Raw genomic sequence first — 18,740 nt, forward strand, 5'->3', positions numbered from 1 at the left:
GTCGCCGGCGTGCGTTGAAGCTCAATGCAGTGGTCATCGCAGTTCAATCGCCTCCGTTCCTCCCATCCGCACTGGTGGGTGATCCTGGTCATCGCGGCGTGCCTGCTGGCCGCCGCGATCTGGGCGGCAAACTATGGCCAACGGGCCCAGGACATCTCCGAGTCCGGCCTGTCGCCGCCCCGCCCGGCGATCGGCGCGGCCTCGTCGCCGTCGCGCTGAACGATCCAAGATAACGGCTCGCGAAAGCAATGCGGCGCGCTAGTTTGCCGATGGCGACGAGTCGGCCAACGGAGGACGCCATGAGAATTCGGACGATCTTTGTCGGAGCCGCGTTCGGCTTCATGGTCTCCGGCTGCGAGCAACCGGCCAGCGTGCCGCTCTCGAACGACAGCCTGCCGCCTCCCCCGGCGTGGAGCGCGTCGATGATCGGCAAGCCCATCCGAGAGCGCTTCACCGTCGGCGAGACCTGCAACGGCTATATCGACGTGGCCCGGGTCCGCTACGAAGGCGCAAAGCCCGGCGTGGGCTTCGAAGGCTGGGGCTGGGACGGCGTGGCCAAGAAGCGCGGCGACCACATCCTGCTGACCAACGAGGCCGGGCGCATCGTCGGGGCGGGCGAAGGCGGGCGGCCGCGCCCGGATGTCCCGCAGAACATGCCGGCGGTCACCGCGCCGGACACCGGCTGGTCGGCCGCCAGCCCGCTGCTCAAGGGCAAGATCCAGGCCTGGGTCCTGCAGGACGGCGACAAGGCCGCCTGCCAGCTCGCCACCTTCGAGTTCTGAGGCCCGCGGCCAGGCGAGACGCCGTCATCACCTGGAGCTGGGTGACCAGGTTTGGATGGCCCAATCCAAACCTGGCGCGCTCTAGGCGCTGGGCGAGGCGGCCGAGAGTTCGTCGAAAGCCGCCTTGACGACGTCGTAGCCCGGCGCCGCGCTGTGTCCGGGCAGATCGAACCAGAAGGTCAGATCGTCGAGGCGCTCCAGCGCCTTGGGGTCGCTGATCGTATGCAGCAACTGCATCAGCGGCTTGCTCATGCCCTGGAAATGAAGCGAGAAGAACCGCGTCTCCCCTCCGACGTCCCGCGGGCAGTAGGGCAGCCCATCCCGGAAGTTGACGATCTTGTGGTGATGGCGGGTTTGGTAACCCACCATGTCGCGCACGCAGTTGTCGAACCCGAGGTAGTGACCGAAGTCCTTGAAGTTGACGACTTGGTCCGGATACTGACTGCCGATCTCGTAGAACAGGTACATGTCGGACATCTGCGCGATGCCGTGATACAGATACTTTTCGGAGATGGCCCGGATCTTCTCTTCCGACTCATAGCATCTATCGACGAAGTCGATGTAGAACGAAATCTCTTCGTGGCTGCGGAAGTAGTTTATCCACGGCACGTTGAACAGCTTTTTCCCGCCAATCAGATGCTTGGCGTAGTCCAAGCCCGGGAAAACCAGCACGTCGGAATCGACGTAGTAGATTTCCCCGCCGATCTGGCGGGCCAGCTCGCGCAGCGCATACCAGCGCTGGAAGCAGAACAGCTCGTAGTCGTAACTGTTCGAGCCAATGTGGATGTAGCGCTCGGCGAAGCGGCTGGCGTCGGCGAAGTAGTCGGCAATGTTGTAGAATTCGCAGTCGACCGCAGCGCCCACCTCCTCGTCCCCGAGGACGATCGTGCGGTAGCCGCACGCCTGCGCCTGGGCGACGCAGTACTTCAGGAACGGCGGGAAGCCGCGCTGGATGAAGACGATGGTTGGTTCGCTCATCAGGGTCGGACTCGTCATGACAAGGGTGAAGATGAAACCGACGCCTAGGCGGCGTCTTGGGCTCGGGAAGCGTCCAGCTTTCCTTCGATGATCGCGAAAGCGCCGTCCAGCCCGAACGAAACCGACGGGCCGTCGATCTGCAGATCGGTGACGTAGCCCTCGACGAAGCTCACGGTGGCGCCCGCCGGCGCCGTCAGGCTCACCCGGCCGGCATACCCCGCGCCCTCGTTCAGCACGCGCCGTCCCAGCGGAGACCCGATCTCGCACCCATTGTAGACGAAGATCCGCCAGTCGCCGTTTTCCTTCCGGAATATGCGAACGAAGGCGCTCAACGGGCGAACCAGGTCGAAGTCGGCCCACCAGTTTGCGGGCGTCTCGGCATATGCGGCCTTCAGGGCGTCTATCTCGGCGCGCGTCACTCTCATATTGGCCGCGGCGTCGTCTCGCTGGAGCACCCGCACGCCTCGCTCGCGGGCCTGCTCCACGCACGCCGCCGCCGATGGCGAAAGCTCGAGCGGAGCGATCAGAAGCCGCATCTCCGGCAGGCTCTCCAGGCACCTGCTGGTCGGGGCGATGCAGAAGTTCAGCCCCGCCAGCGAGGCCAGCATCGCCGAGCCGCGGAGCGCCACCAAGTCCTGGCTCTCGCAGATCCGCTCGCTGTCGGACAGGCAGAAGACATCCGGCGCGAAGAGGAAGTCTGCGTCTTCGTAATGCGGCGCGACCGTCCGGACCTCGTCCCGCAGGCGGGTGATGAGCGGCGCATAGCTGACGTCGAAACGCCCCGTCACCGACAGGGGGAAGTAGAAGTGCAGCGACTCCCCCATGGCCAGGATCGGCGCGACCTCGTGGATGAGCTGAGGCAGGGGTTTGACCAGCTTGCGCCCGCCGCCTTCCGGCTCGACGAAGAGTGGAACCACGACTTCGCGCTCGGCGTCCTTGGCCGACGTGACAGCGGTCTCCAGCCAGCAGTCGAGAGCGGCGAAGAAGGGCGGCAAGTCGCTCGTGATCAGGTCCAGGCCCGCGGGCCTTACCGCCGGATGGCGGAAGGTGAAGGCCAGGTTGACCGAACTGGCCGGGGCCCGCGGCGCCAGAAAGGCCGCCAGCTTGGCCAAGTACTGCTCGTAGGTGACCACGGTCAGGCGGCGATGCTGCTCCGCCGTCATGGCCGGCAGCGGATCCTCGCCCAGTTCCGGAAACACCTCGCGCGCCGCTTCGCCCCGATAGCCCCCCAGACTCTCCCCGACGGTCCAGTAGTCGCCGTCGAAGAAGAAGCCGGTCGGCTCATAGGTCGAGATCAGTTCCTCGAGCACGGGCTTCAGCCAGGCTTCCCAGTAGGGCGAGGTATGATCGATGCGATACGAGCCCGATCCATCCAGCGCGAACCGCTGCCAGTAGGGCTCGGCCTGGAGCAGCAGGTCGTTGCGCAAGGTGCTGACATAGATGGCGAACTGGGCGTCGATCTCGGCGGCGAGGGACTTCCACAGCCCCAGCAGGTCCATGGGCATGCCGGGGGGCGCGGCGTTGAGCGCCGAAGGATATTGCGCCCATCCGTCATGGCCGTAGGCGAAGGCCGTCAGGCGCGCCGGCGCGATCTCCCGCAGGAAGCCGCGGATGGCCTCGACGTCGAGCTCCGCCAAGCCGTAGTTCTCGATGGCCACCGGCAGGTGGTTGTCGATCAGGATGTTGATCTTCATGGAGCCTCCGGCGCCTGGAGCGGAAACCGCAGGTGACGGCCGGAGGTCAAGGTCGCGCGCGCCACCTGGTCGCGGACCTGGCGCAGGGCCTCCGCGACCACGCCCGAGGCGGGCAAGGCGCGTCCGTGCAGAAGAACCGGCAGGCGCTGCTCGTCGAACAGCTCGGCGTCTATCTCGATGTCCGGCCACCCCCTGGCGATGCCGCCGCCGCTGGCGCGAAGAGCCGTCCGCGCCTCGGCCGCAACCAGCACCAGCGCGCCGTCGCGGACCAGCAGCCCGCAAGGACGGCCGCCCGCCGTGACAGCCCGGGGCGTGCTCGCCGCGCCGACAAACACGTCGAGCGCCGCGCGCGAAGCCGGGTCGCCCATCTCCATCCAGTCTTCCGCGCTGGCGGACGCCAGCAGCGTCCAGGGCGTGTCGACGGCGCGGCCGATCAGCGTCGTACCGCCCCAGCCGAGCCTCTCTTCGGACCAGAAGCCCGGCCGCACCAGCGCCAGCTCCCAGAAGTTGCCCTTGCCGCCGTCCGGCAGCGCGACATCGAACAGTTCACGGTATCCGAAGGCGGACAGCAGACCCTCGTCCATCGCGAACCCAAGGGCCGCCAGCGACCCGGTGGTCGGCGCAACGACAGCGGCGTGGAGGCTGGGGTCACCTCGGAGCCGTTCGCCCAAGGCCTGATCGAAGCGGATCGGCCCGACGACGCAGCTTTCGAACCGGGCCAGCACGTCCGCCGGGGCGTTCGCCGGAAGCAGGCTCATGGTCACGCCGTTGGCCTGGAAGCCAGCGATCACGCCGCGCATCGTGGTCCAGAAATGCGAGTGCGGCGCGAAGTATCGACCAACCAGGCTGAACTCGATCGGCGCCGCCAACAGCGCGGCCTGGGCCTGGCCATGGTCGCCGTCCGGATCCGTCAGGTCGTCGCCCAACGAGGGCGTCGCGCCGACAGGGTCGCGCCACAGGCGGCTCGCCAGCCGCTCGGGCAAGGCCGAGCAGTCCTTCTCGAAAACGTCGACAATGACGCGCGACATCGCCAGGACGTCCTGCCGAAGGTTGAAGTCGATCAGGACCGTCCGGCTCTTGGCGAAGCGGAAGGCCAGTTCGACCTCGTCGTCCACGACGACCTCGGCGGGCACCACGAAGCCGTAGGCCTCGTCATGCCAGCGGTCCGACCCCGATATCTTGCCCAAGGTCGTCAGGTGGACGTCACCGACCCACACCTCGATCTCGGTTCGGCACAGGGCGTTGACGGCGACCCACATCGCCGCGCCCGGGACCGCCGGCAGCCGCAGGGTCGCCCCGTCGAAGCCCCAGCGGAAGGCCTTGTTGTGGAACCAGTGCTGGAACGGCAGGTGCCCTTCGCGATAGGACCACTGGCCGCCGATGACGCCCGCGTCCGCCGCCGCGCCGACCTCGACCTCGTAGCGGTAGCGCGGCTCGCCCAGGCCCAGCGGGATGGCCACCGCCTCGACGGCGAGAGCCGCGTCGCACAGGTACGGCGCGCTGGGAATGAGGACCAGGGTCCTGTCGCGCGGCAGACTGAGCACGATCTCGGGATGCCGATAGCTGTGGTCGCTCTGGCTGATTACGCCCAGGACCTCGCCCGCGTCCTCGGAGATGACCAGCCATTCCAGGTTCAGGCGGTGCGAAATCCGCTCGTTGTAGGGCAGCTGGCTGGAAAAATGCCGCGTGGCCATGGTGAAGCGGATCAGCGCCGAACCGACGCAGTCGCTCTGGATCACCAGGCGCAGGGAGTCCGCGAGAACCTTTCCGACCGGAACATCCGAGCTATCCAGAACGATCGACGGTTCAACCATGACTACACCATAGAGAGACCTGCTTGGATCCACGAGTACGATCACGGACCATGGCGATGCGGCGACAAATCACGTCGTCAGGCTCGCCAGTCTCTCAGCGGGCACGCAGACGATGTTCTGGTAGCCGTACTCCAGCGGGCCTCGCAGGACGTGCGGCGTGTCCTCCTCCAGCCCGGGCTCGAGCAGGACGTAGTCACGATCCTGTATCCAGCCGAGGATCTCGCAACTGTTGGGCACGCCGGCCTCAACGAGGTGAGGATAGTCGCCGACCTCGATGGTGACGATCGGCCGGTAGGCCGCCAGCACCGCCTCGGCGCCCCGAAGCACGTTCAGTTCGGCGCTCTCAGCGTCGATCTTGATGACGTCAGGGCCGCGTTCGGCCCCGGCGAAATAGCTGTCCAGGCTCAAGGCCGGGACTTGCACCACCACCGGCGCCGGCGTGTCCATGTCGTCCGGCGCGCGGATCGAGGTGTAGGAATTGAACGCCGACCACGACACGTCGAAGGTGTTGAACGAGAGCGTCTCGTCGGCGTCCCACACCGCCGCGGCGTTGACCGTCGCGGTCTCGAACGGAGCCAGGTTGCGCCGCAGGCGATCGGCCGTGTCAGGCGTGGGCTCGAAAGAGATCACCGCCCCCTCGGCCCCGACGAGCGTCGCCGCCCAGAGCGAGAAGAAGCCGTAGTGGGCGCCGATGTCGACGAACACCGCCCCGGGGCGCAGCATGCGCGAGAAGGAGGCGACAAGGTCGTCCTCGAAAGATCCGTAGACGTAGAGGCTGCGCGAGACCTCCTCGCGCAGGTCGACTTCCATTCGCGCGCCGAAGATCGTCTGGATGTGCGCGACCGGGTCCCTGCCCTCCGCCAGCACCGCGTCGACATGCTCGGCCCGCAGACGGAACTCCTCCGGCATGGCCTCCCTGGAGCCTGCCCGCACTCGCTTGATGTTGCTCAGGTGCAGAAGAACACTGTGGGGCACGCAGGAACCTTGAAACGACGGAAGGAAAGAGGGCCGCGACTATGGGCGATAAGACGTCAGGGAAAAAGCTCGGGCCGCCGCTGCCTCAAGGCGTAGACCAGCACGGCTGTCTTCATGTCGACCTTGTCGCCTTGGGCGACGAGCGTCCATAGGGCGTCGAGACCCATCTCGAAGACCTCGATCTCCTCGCCCTCTTCTTCCAGCCCGCCTCCCGTCGCGACGCGGTCCGTGTCGCGGTACTCGGCCAGGTAAAGCGTGATGCGCTCCGACGAAATGGCCGGCATGCTCCAGAACTCCGCGACGCGATCCAGCGCGCCCAGGCGCAGGCCGGCCTCCTCGAGCGCCTCCTGGCGCGCGGTGTCCTGCGGGTCGTCGCCCTCCATCTTGCCGGCGGGAACCTCGACGACGTCTTCCAGGCCCGCGAGGAGCACCGGCGCCCGCGCCATGCGCACCAGGGTCGCGCAACGCCGGACCGGATCGAACGGCAGCACGCCGACGCTGAGGCCGTGGTGCTCGACATGGCGCGGCACGACCGCGCCCGACGACAGGCGCATGCCGACGAGGCTCATCGACGACCAGCCCTCGTAGAGGGGCTTCACATCGACGACGCGTTCGTCCATCGCCCGAGCGCCCTAGTGGAACGAGATCGAGCTGACAGCGACGCTCAACCGCCGCGCCTCGCCCGGCAGCTTGCAGGTCTGCTCGGCGAACAGCGCGATCTCGGTCAGGGCGCCCAGACCGGCTTCCGGCAGGGCGATGGTGTGCTCCGTCGAGTCCGCCCCCACCTCGATCGCATCGGCGAAGGCGCCGTTGACCACGATCGCCAGGCGCTGCGGGTGCGGCAGCGGCGGGGCGTGGCAGCGGATCGTCAGGCTGCGCGCCGCGGCCAGGTCGCCGACCGCCGAGAAGTTCAAGGTCGCATAGGGGCCGTCGACCCACACGAAGCCGGGCTCGTCATGCGACCAGCCCTTGGCCATGTACTGGCGGGCGTCGGCCGAGCCGAAGCCGATGGTGCTTTCGCGCAACGCCGGCATCAGGGCCGGGCTGTCGTCGATGACGCTGCCCTTGCCGCTGGCGACGGTTTCCATCTTCGGCGCCAGGGCCTTGAGCAGGTGGATGTTGCGACGCAGGAAGCGCCGGTAGGCGCCGAAGCCCGCCGTGTAGGCGCGAGAAATCTCGGTATCGAGGAAGTCGGCGGGAAGGTCGCCGACGTCGGGTTCGGGACAGCCGTCGATCCAGTCCAGCATCTGGTCGATCTGTCGAAGCCAGACCGGACGCCCCTCGGCGATGCACTGGCGAGCGGCTTCGCCCATCTCGGCCACCTTCTGGGTGCTGAGAACCAGCTCGCGGGTGCCGTGCAGGGAGTAGAGCACCCCGCTGGACCAGTTGGCGATGTACTCGTTGTGGGTGCTGGCGTCGTGAGCGATCACGGCCATGCCCTGCGCCATGGCTTCGAGGAAGCCCATGCCGATGCCTTCGCTGAGGCGGGGCGCGAAATAGATGTTCGACCGCGCCATCAGTTCGGAGAGGTCGGAACGGTTCTCGAACCAGGTGGACGTGGTCACCTCGGTGTCGCCGAACAGGGTCTTCACGTTCGGCCCGGGGGGCAGGGGCAGGTCGCGGGCCTGGTGGACGTGCAGGCGGTCGAGCTGCGAACCGACCAGCTTGGCGATGAAGCTGGCGTCGACGCCGCTGTCGGGACGGCGCTCCCAGAAGAAGCCGGAGAGTTCGCGATACTTCCGGGCGCTGACATGGGCCTCGGGCTCGGGGAAGTACTTGACCAGCAGCGACTGGCCGCCGGCCCGCTGGATCTTGACGTGCAGGTGGCGCGAGAACGAGACGAACCGGGCCTGCTGCGAGAACTGCCAATGCAGCTCGGGCATGTGCTCGGAGCCGTCGAACATCGGGACGACGACCGTGGGAATGCCCCGGGCGATGAAGATCGGCGCCAGGAAGTCGAGCTGGAGGACGACCACGATGTCGCATTCCGCACGCGTGAAACCCAGGTTCGACGCGGCCAGGTTCTCCGGGTCGACCGCGACCGTGGTGACCGAGAACCGGGTGCTCAGCGCCTCGACCAGGAACTGGGTCGAGCGGGTCTTCAGGTGGAAGTGGTGCCCGACGTACACCAACCGCTTCTTGGCGATCTTCTTGTTCATGTTCGGTCTCACAGGCTGAGCCAGTGGGCGTAGGCCGCGTTGATATCCAGGAAGAACCGGGCGCGGGCCTGATCGATGCGGCCCTGCATCCTGTCACGCGGCATCGCGGCCATCTTGCGGATAGCGTCGGGGATGTCCTGGATCGTGTCGACGACCTCTCCGAGCCCGTAATACTCGACCTGGCGAGAGAAGGCCGTGCCGCGCAGCGTCAGGCACAGGCGCCCGGCGCCGGCCGCCTCCATCATCACGGCCGAGCCGCGCATGCGGTACACGTCCTGGGCATAGGGCAGCAGGACGATGTCGCAGGCCCGGTAGAGATCGTGCATCAGCTCCGAGGAGATCACCGGCTCCAGCAGGGTCACGCCCGACGTCGCGTAGAGCTGGGACGTATAGCTGTCCCAGGCTTCGCTGCCCTTGACCGGCAGGGTCTGGGTCGTCAGCAGCACCTTGCGACGCGGCGGATTGGCATGGACCCCCTGCATGATCTCGAGCAGGTGGTGGAAACCCTTGTCCAGGCGCGCCGAGCCCGCGCACAGCACGTTGAAATCGTCGGTTTCAGGCAGCGGCAGCCGCTCCGACGTCTCCGGATAGGGCGTGAGGTAGGTGATCAGGCCGGTCTGCTCGTTGACGTAGTCCGCATAGGCGGGCGTCTCGGCCGAAAGATAGAGGCGCACGTCCGCGGCGCTGGCCGCGCGGATGCGACGGCAAAGCTCGCCCATCGGGTCGTCGTAGAAGGGCGTCGCCGCCTCGAGCACGCCGATCAGGCGGATGAAGATCTTGGGACGCTGCGCCGCCGGCCGGGCCGCGCAGGCGTTGAGGAAGCCGATGATGCCGTAGAAGTCGGCGCCGGGCATGAAGATCGTGTCCTCGGACGCGATCTCGTGGCGGCCGAGGATCTCGACGGCGTCGGCCGTGGCGACGCGCTCGTAGGGATCGGCGAAGGCGTCGGAAAAGGCCGGATGGGCCTTCACCATCTCGTTGAAGCGAGCCTCGCCCATCACCGGGATGTACTTGTTGTACAGGAAGGTGAAGGCCTGCTCGAAGTCGTTCTCGGCCGCCAGCGTCGGCGAGAAGCTCTTCGAAGCCAGGCACCTGACGTCCTCGAAGCGCGGCAGCAGCAGGCGTCGATAGTGGTTCAGCGCCGGCATCGCGTGGCCATAGGGCAGCACGCAGACAGGGTCGCAGACCAACGCTTTGCGACCGACACGGCCAGCCGTCAGCATATCTTCCATAGGATCACCCGACCGGAATCGAATTGTGCAGCGTGGATCGGCGCGCCCTCAGGCGGCCTTGGCCGCGCTTTCGGAAAGGAAGGCTTCGAAGGCCAGGGCGATGCCCTCTTCGAGGCCGTGCTTGGCGGTCCAGCCCAGCCCTTGCAGCTTGCTGGTGTCGAGCAGCTTGCGCGGCGTGCCGTCCGGCTTGGAGGCGTCCTGGCGGATCTCGCCCTCGAAACCCACGACCTTGGCCACCAGCAGGGCGAGCTCTCCGATCGAGATCTCCTGGCCCGAGCCGACGTTGACGTGCTCGTAGCCGGAATAGGACTTGGTCAGGAAGATGCAGGCGTCGGCCAGGTCGTCGACATACATGAACTCGCGCAGCGGCTTGCCCGACCCCCAGACTTCCACGCTGCTCGCGCCCGAACGCTTGGCCTCGTACATCTTGCGGATCAGGGCCGGCATGACGTGGCTGGAGTTCAGATCGTAGTTGTCGCCGGGACCATAGAGATTGGTCGGCATGGCCGAGATGTAGTCGGCGCCGTGCTGCTTGCGATAGGCCTGGCAAAGCTTGATGCCGGCGATCTTGGCGATCGCGTACCACTCGTTCGTCGGCTCCAGGGGGCCCGTCAGCAGCGCGCTCTCCGGGATCGGTTGCGGCGCCAGGCGCGGATAGATGCACGACGAGCCCAGATAGAGCAGCTTTTCGACGCCGCCCTCGAAGCACGAATGGATGATGTTCGTGGAGATCGCCAGGTTGTCGTAGATGAAGTCGGCCGGATAGCTGTCGTTGGCGAGGATGCCCCCCACCTTGGCGGCGGACACCAGGGCCACGTCCGGGCGGTTTTCCTGCACCCACCGCCGGACGGCGCCGGAGTCACGCAGATCGAGCGTCGCCCGGTCGGCGACGAGGACTTCACAATTCTCGCTGGCGAGGCGGCGAACGAGCGCCGAACCGACCATGCCGCGATGTCCGGAGACCCAAACCCGCTTTCCAGACAAATCCGCCATCTCGGCCGTTCCCCGTAAAATCTCAAAACTCGCGGACGCGCGGACCGCTCGTGTGGAAAAGCCACGCGCCCCACATCGCCCCACGTGATGCGGCGGCTGGGCGCCCATCCTGACCCAGCCGGTTCCGATTGGGGCTTCTTCGTCGCGCGCATAACCGCGCGCGACAATTACAGCTTCCGCTTCTCGACAAGCAACGTGAGGACGATCACGTAGCCCGCTTCCACCACATTCGGAGACGAGCGTCCAGAGCCGTTAAACACAGGGAGCGCCGGAAAACTTCAAACAGGCCGCGGCTTGGATCGACGCCGAGCTTTGATACTTTCGGTCGCATTCTGGTTCGGCTACAGCGGGAACATGGGCGCGAGCGTCTCAGCCAGGGAACAGTGATGCACGATTTGCCGACGTCCGAAGAGGGCCTGGACATGAGCTATGTGAAACCTCGGCAGACCGTCGACTGGAAGGGCCGCGAGGTCTCCTTCTGCGACTGGAACCATCCGCTGGTCAACGAACCCCCGATCAGCGAACTGCTGCGACGCTATTCGCAGACCTACCACTGGGACCGCCTGATCAAGCCGGGCTCGCTGTGCGTCGACGTCGGCGCCCACAGCGGCGACACGACCGTACCGATCGGCGTCTTCAGCTACGACCACGCGACAGGCAAGCCGGGCAAGGTGCTGGCCGTGGAGCCCAACCGCGACGTCTACCCCGTCCTGGAGGTCAACACCTCGCTGAACACGTCCTGGGCCGAGTTCACCCTGTCGCGCTACGCCGTCACCAAGAAGGACGGCGAAGTGGTCGAGCTGGTCGACAACGGCAACCAGAACTGCAACGGCGGCCTGATCGACCCCAACTTCTCCGAGGCCCTGCAGGCCCAGATGCAAGGCCTTGCCCAGGTCCGCACCACGGTCGAGGGCATCCGCCTGGATACGCTGCTGAAGCGCACCTACAGCGACGCCGAGCTCGCCACGCTGTCGTTCGTCAAGACCGACTGCGAGGGCTACGACAAGGAGATCCTGCGGGCCTCCAAGGACCTGATCGTCGAGTACAAGCCCTTCCTGTTCGTGGAATGGTACGACCTGTTTCCGACCATGGAAGACCACAACGACCTGTTCGACGCCATCAGCGACCTCGGTTTCGAGCCGCTGAACCCCGAGACGTTGCAGCCGGCCAGCTACGAGACGGGCAAGCTCACGGACCTGCTCCTGGTCCACCCGAGCCGCCGCTCGGAAATCGCCGACCTCTGAGCCGCAAGCCCCCCCTCGGCGCACCGCGCCGAGGGGGGGCCGCAATCAGCCCGCGGCCGCTTCCACCACCGCCTCGGTGGTGATGCCGAACTCTTTATAGAGACGCTCGAACGGGGCGCTGGCGCCGAAGCCCGTCATGCCGACGAACTTGCCGTCCTCGCCGATGAAGCGTTCCCAGCCCTGGCGGATGCCGGCCTCGACGGCCACGCGCACCGGCGCCGAGCCGATCACGGCCTTGCGGTAGGCCGCCGGCTGCTGGTCGAACAGCTCCCAGCAGGGAACCGAGACCACGCGGGTCGGCTTGCCCTGCGATTGCAGCACTTCGCGGGCGGCCACGGCCAGGCCGACCTCGGTGCCGGTGGCGAAGATCGTCACGGCCGCTTCACCGCCTTGCGCGGCCAGCAGCTCGTAGGCGCCCTTGGCGACCTGGTTCTCGCCGGCGAAGGTGCGCACGTGCGGGGTCTTCTGGCGCGACAGGCACATCACCGACGGGGTGGTGTTCTGCTGCAGGGCCACCTGCCAGGCCTCGGCGGCCTCCACCGCGTCGGCCGGACGGAAGACCAGCAGGTTGGGAATGGCGCGCAAGCTGGCCACGTGCTCGACCGGCTGGTGGGTCGGGCCATCCTCGCCCAGGCCGATGGAGTCGTGGGTCATTACGTGGATGACCTTGGCCTGCATCAGCGCGCCCAGGCGGATGGCCGCGCGGCTGTAGTCGGCGAAGGCCAGGAAGGTGCCCGAGTACGGGATCACGCCGCCATGCAGCGCCATGCCGTTCATGGCCGCGGCCATGCCGAACTCGCGCACGCCGTAGTGGACGTAGCGGCCGGCGTAGTCGGGCGTGTCATAGGCGCCCATGCCCTTGACCAGGGTGTTGTTCGAGCCGGTCAGGTCGGCCGAGCCGCCGATCATCTCCGGGATGGCCGGGATCAGCTGGTCCAGGGCCGAGCCCGAGTGGACGCGGGTGGCGTTGACCGGCTTGTTCTCGACGGCGGCGGCGATGTGGGCCTCGAGCTTCTCGAAGGCGCCTGCCGGCAGCTGGCCCTTGACCACCGCGCGGGTGAACTCCGCGCCCTTGTCCGAGGCGGCGACGGCGGCTTCCCAGCCCTTGCGGACACGGGCGCCGCGGCGACCGACGCTCTTCCAGGCCTTGGCGATGTCGTCCGGCACGGTGAACGGCGCGGCGTCCCAGCCCATGGCGGCGCGGGCGGCGACGATCTCGCTGTCGAACAGGGTGTAGCCGTGGCTGTGGGGGTCGCCTTCCTTGGGACCGGCGCCCTTCGAGATCAGCGTCTTGCACGCGATCATGGTCGGACGGTCCTGCTTGGTCGCCCAGCGCAGGGCGGCGGCGATCTTGCCGTGGTCGTGGCCGTCGACGACCTTCACGGCCCATCCGGCGGCCTTGAAGCGCGCCACCTGGTCGCCGGTCTCGGAGATCGTGGCCACGCCGTCGATCGTGGTGTTGTTGTCGTCGAAGAGCACCGTCAGCTTGGACAGCTTCAGGCGGCCGGCCAGGCTGATGGCCTCATGGCTGACGCCTTCCATCAGGCAGCCGTCGCCGGCGATCACCCAGGTGCGGTGATCGACGAGGTCCTTGCCGTAGACGGCGGCGAGGTGGGCCTCGGCCATCGCCATGCCGACCGAGGTGGCCAGGCCCTGACCCAGCGGGCCGGTCGTGGTCTCCACGCCCGGGGTGTGGTGCACTTCGGGGTGGCCGGGGGTCAGCGAACCCCACTGACGGAAGTTCTCGATCTCCTTCATCGTCACGGCCTTGTAGCCGGTCAGGTGAAGCAGGGAGTAGAGCAGCATCGAGCCGTGGCCGGCCGACAGCACGAAGCGGTCGCGGTCGGCCCAGTCGGGCTTTGCCGCATCAAACTTCATGAACTTGCTGAACAGCACGGTGGCCACGTCGGCCATGCCCATCGGCATGCCCTGGTGACCCGACTTGGCCTTGTGCACGGCCTCCATCGAAAGGACGCGGATGGCGTCGGCCATCTTGATCGGCGAGACGGGCATGGGCTCTGGCTCTTCGGCTTTTATGTCTGTGGACGGCGGGGGGCGCCTGCGCGGCCCGCACGTGACATGCGAGGCCCCCAGGGTCAAGCAACCGGGGCACATAGCCCGCCTGCTGAGGCCGCTATGCAACGGCGCGCGGACCGGATATAGCTGGACGCAGACTTATGCTCATTTTCAGCATAACCTCGAAAGGTCGACCGCGTGGGTAGCCCGTCGTTCTTCTCCCCCTATCGCCACGGCTTCGTCCGGGTCGCCGCCACCGTTCCGAAGGTCAAGCTGGTCGATCCGGCCCACAACGCGCGCGCCGTGCTCGACCTCGTGCGCCAGGGCCACGACCAGGGCGTGGCGGTCATGGCGTTCCCGGAACTGGGCCTGACCGGCTACTCGATCGACGACCTGCTGCAGCAGGACGTGTTGCTGGACGCCGTCGAGGCGGCGATCGCCACCCTGGCCGAGGAGAGCAAGACGCTCAGCCCGCTGTTCGTGGTCGGCGCGCCGCTGCGTGACGGCGGACGCCTCTACAACACCGCCGTGGCCATCCATGCCGGCCGCGTGCTGGGCGTCACGCCCAAGAGCTTCCTGCCCAACTACCGCGAGTTCTACGAGCGCCGCTGGTTCACCCCCGGCGCCGGCGTCACCGGCAGGACCCTGAGCCTGGCCGGCCAGCAGGTTCCGTTCGGGACCGACGTCCTGTTCCGCGCGAGCGGCTTCACCGTCGGCGTCGAGATCTGCGAGGACGTCTGGACGCCCACCCCGCCCAGCACCGCCCAGGCCCTGGCCGGGGCCGAGATCCTGCTGAACCTGTCGGCCAGCAACATCACCATCGGCAAGTCCGAGACCCGCCGCCTGCTGTGCGCCAGCCAGTCGTCGCGGGCGATCGCCGCCTATGTCTATTCAGCGGCCGGCGCGGGCGAGAGCTCCACCGACGTCGCCTGGGACGGCCACCTCGACATCCACGAGATGGGCGCCCTGCTGGCCGAGACCGAACGCTTCTCGACCGGCCCGACCTGGACCTTCGCCGACATCGACGTCGAGCGCCTGCGCCAGGAGCGCATGCGCGTGGGCAGCTTCGGCGACGCCATGATGCTCTCGCCTTCGGCGGTCCCGTTCCGGATCGTTCCGTTCGACTTCGTCCCGCCGGCCGGCGATCTGGCCCTGGCGCGGGCGGTCGAGCGCTTCCCGTTCACGCCATCGGATCCGACCAGGCTGCGCGAGAACTGCTACGAGGCCTACAACATCCAGGTCCAGGGCCTGGCGCGCCGCCTGGAAGCCTCGGGCCTCAAGAAGCTGGTGCTCGGCATCTCCGGCGGCCTCGACTCCACCCAGGCCCTGCTGGTGGCCGCCAAGGCCATGGACCAGCTTTCCCTGCCGCGGGCCAACATCCTGGCCTACACCCTGCCCGGCTTCGCCACCTCCGACCGCACCAAGTCCAACGCCTGGGCCCTGATGCGGGCCATGGGCGTCTCGGCCGCCGAACTGGACATCCGCCCCGCCGCGACCCAGATGCTCAAGGACCTCGACCACCCGTTCGGACGCGGCGAGCCGGTCTACGACGTGACCTTCGAGAACGTGCAGGCGGGCCTGCGGACCGACTACCTGTTCCGCCTGGCCAACCACAACGGCGGCCTGGTCGTGGGCACCGGCGACCTGTCGGAGCTGGCGCTTGGCTGGTGCACCTACGGCGTCGGCGACCACATGAGCCACTACAACCCCAATTGCGGGGCGGCCAAGACGCTGATCCAGCACCTGATCCGCTTCGTGGCCCATTCGGGCGACGTCGACGCGGCGACCACCGCCCTCCTGGAAGACATCCTGGCCACCGAGATCTCGCCCGAACTGGTGCCCGGCGAGCAGACCCAGGCCACCGAAAGCTTCGTGGGGCCCTACGCCCTGCAGGACTTCAACCTCTTCTACATGAGCCGCTACGGCATGGCGCCGTCGAAGATCGCCTTCCTGGCCTGGAGCGCCTGGCACGACGCGGCCAAGGGCGGCTGGCCGGTCGGCCTGCCGCAGACGGCCCGCCGCGCCTACGACCTGCCCGAGATCAGAAAGTGGCTGGAGCTGTTCCTCAAGCGCTTCTTCGCCAACCAGTTCAAGCGCTCGGCCGTGCCGAACGGGCCGAAGATCTCGTCCGGCGGCGCCCTGTCGCCGCGCGGCGACTGGCGGATGCCCTCGGACGCGAGCGCGGACGCCTGGCTGGCCGAACTCGCAGCCAATACAGCCACCTAGCGTTTCGGCCGCAGCGCCGATGAGGTAGACTTGGGCGTAGACCGAAAAGGCAATGTCCTATAGGTCGCGCAACGTATCCGCGTGCGAGTTTGTGGGGGGAATCCTTTGGTCGACGCCATTTATCCGGTCATTCTCTGTGGTGGGTCGGGCACTCGACTCTGGCCGTCGTCGAGGTCGGATCGTCCCAAGCAGTTCCTCAAGCTTATCGGTGATCGCTCGAGCTTCCAGGAGACCATCCTTCGGGTGATGGACCTGCCCGGCGCCCACGAGATCGTGGTGGTGACGGGCCGCCACATGGCCGAGCTGGTCGAGCGCCAGGCCCGCGAGATCGGCGCCAACCTGGTGGTGATCATCGAGCCCGAGGCCCGCGACTCCGCGCCCGCCATCGCCGCCGCCGCCGCCTATGTCCGCGCCAAGACGCCGGACGGCGTCGTCCTGATGCTGGCGGCCGATCACCACATCGCCGAGGTGGACGTGTTCCGCGAGGCCGCCCTGACGGCCGTGAGCGCCGCCCGCACCGGCCTGATCGTGACCTTCGGCGTCCAGCCGACCAGCCCCGCCACCGGCTTCGGCTACATCAAGCCGGGCGAAGCCCTGCCCAGCGGCGTCAAGTCGATCGACGCCTTCGTCGAGAAGCCCGACCTCGAGACGGCCAAGCGCTATCTCGCCGAGGGCTATTACTGGAACAGCGGCAATTTCGCCTTCGCGGCCAAGACCCTGCTCGAGGAACTCGACACCTACGAGCCGGCGATCAGCAACGGCGCCATCGACGCCGTCGAGAAGGGGTCTCGCGACGGCATCACCCTGCACCTCGACGCCGGCGCCTTCGCCACCACGACCAAGAAGTCGCTCGACTACGCCGTGATGGAGCGCACCGACAAGGCGGCGGTCGCGCCGGCCGCCTTCACCTGGTCCGACCTCGGGGCCTGGGACGCCATCTGGGAGGCCTCGATCCGGGACCTTTCGGGCAACACCGCCACCGGCGACGTCCACCTGATCAACACCCGCGGCGTGCTGGCGCGCTCGAACGGACCGTTCGTCGGCGCCATCGGCGTCGAGGACCTGCTGATCGTCGCCGAGAGCGACGCGGTCCTGGTCTGCCGTCGCGACGACGCCCAGGCGGTGAAGACCCTCGTCGACGTGCTGAAGGCCAGTGGGCGCGATATCGCCCACCGTCACGCCATCGCCTTCTCGGGCGGGATCGAGCGCCAGCCGGTCACCCGTTCGGCCAAGGCCGAGGTGTCCTTGTGGCGCTTTGAAGCCGGGGCGATGACCAGCCTGCCGGTCAGCTCTATCCAGGTCCTGGACGGAGCCCTCGAAGCCGAGACCGAAACCTACGCCCAGGGCGCCCGCGCCGACCTGCATTCGCCGGTGATGGTGCGCGCCGGCGAGGCCAGCACCGCGCTCGTCACGGTCTGGCGCTGATCACCCTGTCGAGCTCCAGGATCGCGCAGACGATGTGGTAGAACGAGCTGGCCGGCGCCGGCTCGTCCACGAACGTCCCGTCGGCCTGGAGCTTGTCTCGCCAGAGACCCGGCACGGCGACGTCGAGATACTTGAGCAGGGCCTCGGCGCCGTCGGCCGCCACGTCCAGCCAGGCGTCGTCGCCGGTGACCTGGGCGGCCAGCACGCCGGCCTTGATCCATTCGGTCTGCGCCCACAGGCGGGCGACGTCGTCGTGCACGCTCATGTCGTCGAGCAAGGCGAAGATGGCCACCCCGCGCGCGGGATCCACGCCCGGCCCCTTGCCGATCTCGATCATCCGCAACGCCGCGGCGCGGGCGTCGGCCCGCCCCGACAGCTGGCTCCAGCGCAGCAGAAGCCAGGCCCACTCGAACTGGTGGCCAGGCTCGACGATGCGGCCGGCCACGCCGGGGGCCGGGTTCCAGTCGCCGTCATAGTATTCGCGCAGGCCGCCGCTGGCGGGGTCGATGAACTTGGCCAGCGCCAGTTCCGCGATCTCGTCGGCCATCGCCCGCCAGCCGGCGTCGCCGCCCGCCTCGATCCAGGCCAGGCTGGCCTCGAAGAGGTGCATGTGCGGATTGGACAGCAGCGGCAGGATGCGCGGAACGCTTTCCTCGAAACCGGCCACGGGATGCTTCAGCGTCGCCTGCAGGGCGCCCCGCAGCTCGACGGCGATGCGGGGCAGGTCCTCGCGCTCGGGCAGCGCCTGGCTCGCCATGGCCAGACCGAACAGGCCGAAAGCCTGGTCGTAGAGGTCGACCTTGTCGTCCAGCGGCGAGCCGTCCGACGCCACCAGCGTGCGGAAGAAGCCGTCCGGACGACGATAGCGCGCCAGATAGAATTCCAGGCCATGGGCCAGGGCCTCGCGCCAGGGCCCGTCCCATCCGAGCGCGCCCGCGGCGGCGTAGGAATAGATCTGGCGCGGCTGCACGCGCGCGCGGCGCGGCGCTTCGACCGGCGTTCCGTCCAGGGCGATCTTCTCGAAGAAGCCGCCCTTCTCGCGGTCCGCGCCGACGGTCCACCACAGGGGGAAGGCGTCGTCCAGCGCCCAGGCCTTGAGCTGGTCGCGAAGGCGGACGATGCGGGCCGAAGCGGTCATGCTGTTCTCCAGTAGGATCGAGCGGTTTTCTAGCGCCCAGGCGCCGCTACGCAAGCCTCGGCTT

At 67.7% G+C, this 18,740-nt stretch carries 15 protein-coding genes; 5 read left to right on the plus strand and 10 right to left on the minus strand.

The window, feature by feature from the left end:
• The first annotated feature begins 24 nt into the window (after positions 1-24).
• Complete coding sequence (locus V6S85_RS04195; protein ID WP_334348147.1) at positions 25-219, plus strand: hypothetical protein; 195 nt, start codon at positions 25-27, stop codon at positions 217-219.
• Between the two features lie 80 nt (positions 220-299).
• Positions 300-782, plus strand: a complete 483-nt coding sequence (locus V6S85_RS04200; protein ID WP_334348148.1) for a hypothetical protein — start codon at positions 300-302, stop codon at positions 780-782.
• Positions 783-863: 81 nt separating this feature from the next.
• Here V6S85_RS04200 and V6S85_RS04205 read toward each other — a convergent pair whose 3' ends face one another.
• The 8 genes from V6S85_RS04205 to fcl all read right to left on the minus strand — a co-directional run bounded on the left by V6S85_RS04205 (position 864) and on the right by fcl (position 10,627).
• Positions 864-1,760 carry a hypothetical protein gene (locus tag V6S85_RS04205; protein ID WP_334348149.1) on the minus strand — a complete coding sequence of 299 codons (897 nt, stop codon included), beginning with the start codon at positions 1,758-1,760 and terminating at the stop codon, positions 864-866.
• 44 nt (positions 1,761-1,804) lie between these two features.
• Positions 1,805-3,454, minus strand: coding sequence for a hypothetical protein (locus V6S85_RS04210; RefSeq protein WP_334348150.1), 1,650 nt, complete (start codon positions 3,452-3,454; stop codon positions 1,805-1,807).
• Positions 3,451-5,268 carry a hypothetical protein gene (locus V6S85_RS04215; RefSeq protein ID WP_334348151.1) on the minus strand — a complete coding sequence of 606 codons (1,818 nt, stop codon included), beginning with the start codon at positions 5,266-5,268 and terminating at the stop codon, positions 3,451-3,453. The genes V6S85_RS04210 and V6S85_RS04215 overlap by 4 nt, the downstream gene beginning before the upstream one ends.
• Positions 5,269-5,337: 69 nt before the next feature.
• Complete coding sequence (locus V6S85_RS04220; RefSeq protein ID WP_116569453.1) at positions 5,338-6,177, minus strand: FkbM family methyltransferase; 840 nt, start codon at positions 6,175-6,177, stop codon at positions 5,338-5,340.
• Positions 6,178-6,299: 122 nt separating this feature from the next.
• On the minus strand, positions 6,300-6,863 hold the full coding sequence (locus V6S85_RS04225; protein ID WP_116569452.1) for an NUDIX domain-containing protein: 564 nt from the start codon (positions 6,861-6,863) through the stop codon (positions 6,300-6,302).
• 12 nt (positions 6,864-6,875) lie between these two features.
• A complete protein-coding gene (locus V6S85_RS04230; protein WP_116569451.1) occupies positions 6,876-8,402 on the minus strand; it encodes a glycosyltransferase in 1,527 nt (508 codons plus the stop codon).
• Positions 8,403-8,410: 8 nt separating this feature from the next.
• Positions 8,411-9,634 (minus strand): hypothetical protein, encoded by a 1,224-nt coding sequence (locus tag V6S85_RS04235; protein WP_334348152.1) that lies wholly within the window; start codon positions 9,632-9,634, stop codon positions 8,411-8,413.
• Between the two features lie 48 nt (positions 9,635-9,682).
• Positions 9,683-10,627, minus strand: coding sequence for a GDP-L-fucose synthase (gene fcl / locus V6S85_RS04240; RefSeq protein WP_101720543.1), 945 nt, complete (start codon positions 10,625-10,627; stop codon positions 9,683-9,685).
• A gap of 386 nt (positions 10,628-11,013) precedes the next feature.
• On the opposite strand from fcl, the gene V6S85_RS04245 reads away from it, so the two are divergent.
• Positions 11,014-11,871: an FkbM family methyltransferase gene (locus V6S85_RS04245; RefSeq protein WP_334348153.1), complete on the plus strand. Its 858-nt coding sequence runs from the start codon at positions 11,014-11,016 to the stop codon at positions 11,869-11,871.
• Positions 11,872-11,916: 45 nt separating this feature from the next.
• Here the strand turns inward: V6S85_RS04245 and tkt are convergent, their stop codons facing one another.
• Positions 11,917-13,884 (minus strand): transketolase, encoded by a 1,968-nt coding sequence (tkt, locus tag V6S85_RS04250; RefSeq protein ID WP_116569448.1) that lies wholly within the window; start codon positions 13,882-13,884, stop codon positions 11,917-11,919.
• Positions 13,885-14,085: 201 nt separating this feature from the next.
• Here tkt and V6S85_RS04255 point away from each other — a divergent pair, with 201 nt between their 5' ends.
• Both V6S85_RS04255 and V6S85_RS04260 read left to right on the plus strand, forming a co-directional pair.
• Positions 14,086-16,113: an NAD(+) synthase gene (locus V6S85_RS04255; protein WP_334348154.1), complete on the plus strand. Its 2,028-nt coding sequence runs from the start codon at positions 14,086-14,088 to the stop codon at positions 16,111-16,113.
• A 105-nt stretch (positions 16,114-16,218) separates the two neighbouring features.
• Complete coding sequence (locus V6S85_RS04260) at positions 16,219-17,538, plus strand: mannose-1-phosphate guanylyltransferase/mannose-6-phosphate isomerase (RefSeq protein WP_334348155.1); 1,320 nt, start codon at positions 16,219-16,221, stop codon at positions 17,536-17,538.
• On the opposite strand, the gene V6S85_RS04265 is transcribed toward V6S85_RS04260, so the two are convergent.
• Positions 17,522-18,676: an AGE family epimerase/isomerase gene (locus tag V6S85_RS04265; protein WP_334348156.1), complete on the minus strand. Its 1,155-nt coding sequence runs from the start codon at positions 18,674-18,676 to the stop codon at positions 17,522-17,524. The two genes, V6S85_RS04260 and V6S85_RS04265, sit on opposite strands and share 17 nt — an antisense overlap.
• Positions 18,677-18,740: the final 64 nt, after the last annotated feature.

It is taken from the genome of Caulobacter sp. CCNWLW153 (genome assembly GCF_036889365.1).
Lineage (GTDB): Bacteria > Pseudomonadota > Alphaproteobacteria > Caulobacterales > Caulobacteraceae > Caulobacter > Caulobacter radicis.

What these genes read in the sequence shown, in the direction of transcription:
- V6S85_RS04195 (WP_334348147.1), top strand. Translation starts at nt 25, where the DNA reads ATGCAGTGGTCATCGCAGTTCAATCGCCTCCGTTCCTCCCATCCGCAC.
- V6S85_RS04200 (WP_334348148.1), top strand. Translation starts at nt 300, where the DNA reads ATGAGAATTCGGACGATCTTTGTCGGAGCCGCGTTCGGCTTCATGGTC.
- V6S85_RS04205 (WP_334348149.1), bottom strand. Translation starts at nt 1,760, where the DNA reads ATGAGCGAACCAACCATCGTCTTCATCCAGCGCGGCTTCCCGCCGTTC.
- V6S85_RS04210 (WP_334348150.1), bottom strand. Translation starts at nt 3,454, where the DNA reads ATGAAGATCAACATCCTGATCGACAACCACCTGCCGGTGGCCATCGAG.
- V6S85_RS04215 (WP_334348151.1), bottom strand. Translation starts at nt 5,268, where the DNA reads ATGGTTGAACCGTCGATCGTTCTGGATAGCTCGGATGTTCCGGTCGGA.
- V6S85_RS04220 (WP_116569453.1), bottom strand. Translation starts at nt 6,177, where the DNA reads ATGCCGGAGGAGTTCCGTCTGCGGGCCGAGCATGTCGACGCGGTGCTG.
- V6S85_RS04225 (WP_116569452.1), bottom strand. Translation starts at nt 6,863, where the DNA reads ATGGACGAACGCGTCGTCGATGTGAAGCCCCTCTACGAGGGCTGGTCG.
- V6S85_RS04230 (WP_116569451.1), bottom strand. Translation starts at nt 8,402, where the DNA reads ATGAACAAGAAGATCGCCAAGAAGCGGTTGGTGTACGTCGGGCACCAC.
- V6S85_RS04235 (WP_334348152.1), bottom strand. Translation starts at nt 9,634, where the DNA reads ATGGAAGATATGCTGACGGCTGGCCGTGTCGGTCGCAAAGCGTTGGTC.
- fcl (WP_101720543.1), bottom strand. Translation starts at nt 10,627, where the DNA reads ATGGCGGATTTGTCTGGAAAGCGGGTTTGGGTCTCCGGACATCGCGGC.
- V6S85_RS04245 (WP_334348153.1), top strand. Translation starts at nt 11,014, where the DNA reads ATGCACGATTTGCCGACGTCCGAAGAGGGCCTGGACATGAGCTATGTG.
- tkt (WP_116569448.1), bottom strand. Translation starts at nt 13,884, where the DNA reads ATGCCCGTCTCGCCGATCAAGATGGCCGACGCCATCCGCGTCCTTTCG.
- V6S85_RS04265 (WP_334348156.1), bottom strand. Translation starts at nt 18,676, where the DNA reads ATGACCGCTTCGGCCCGCATCGTCCGCCTTCGCGACCAGCTCAAGGCC.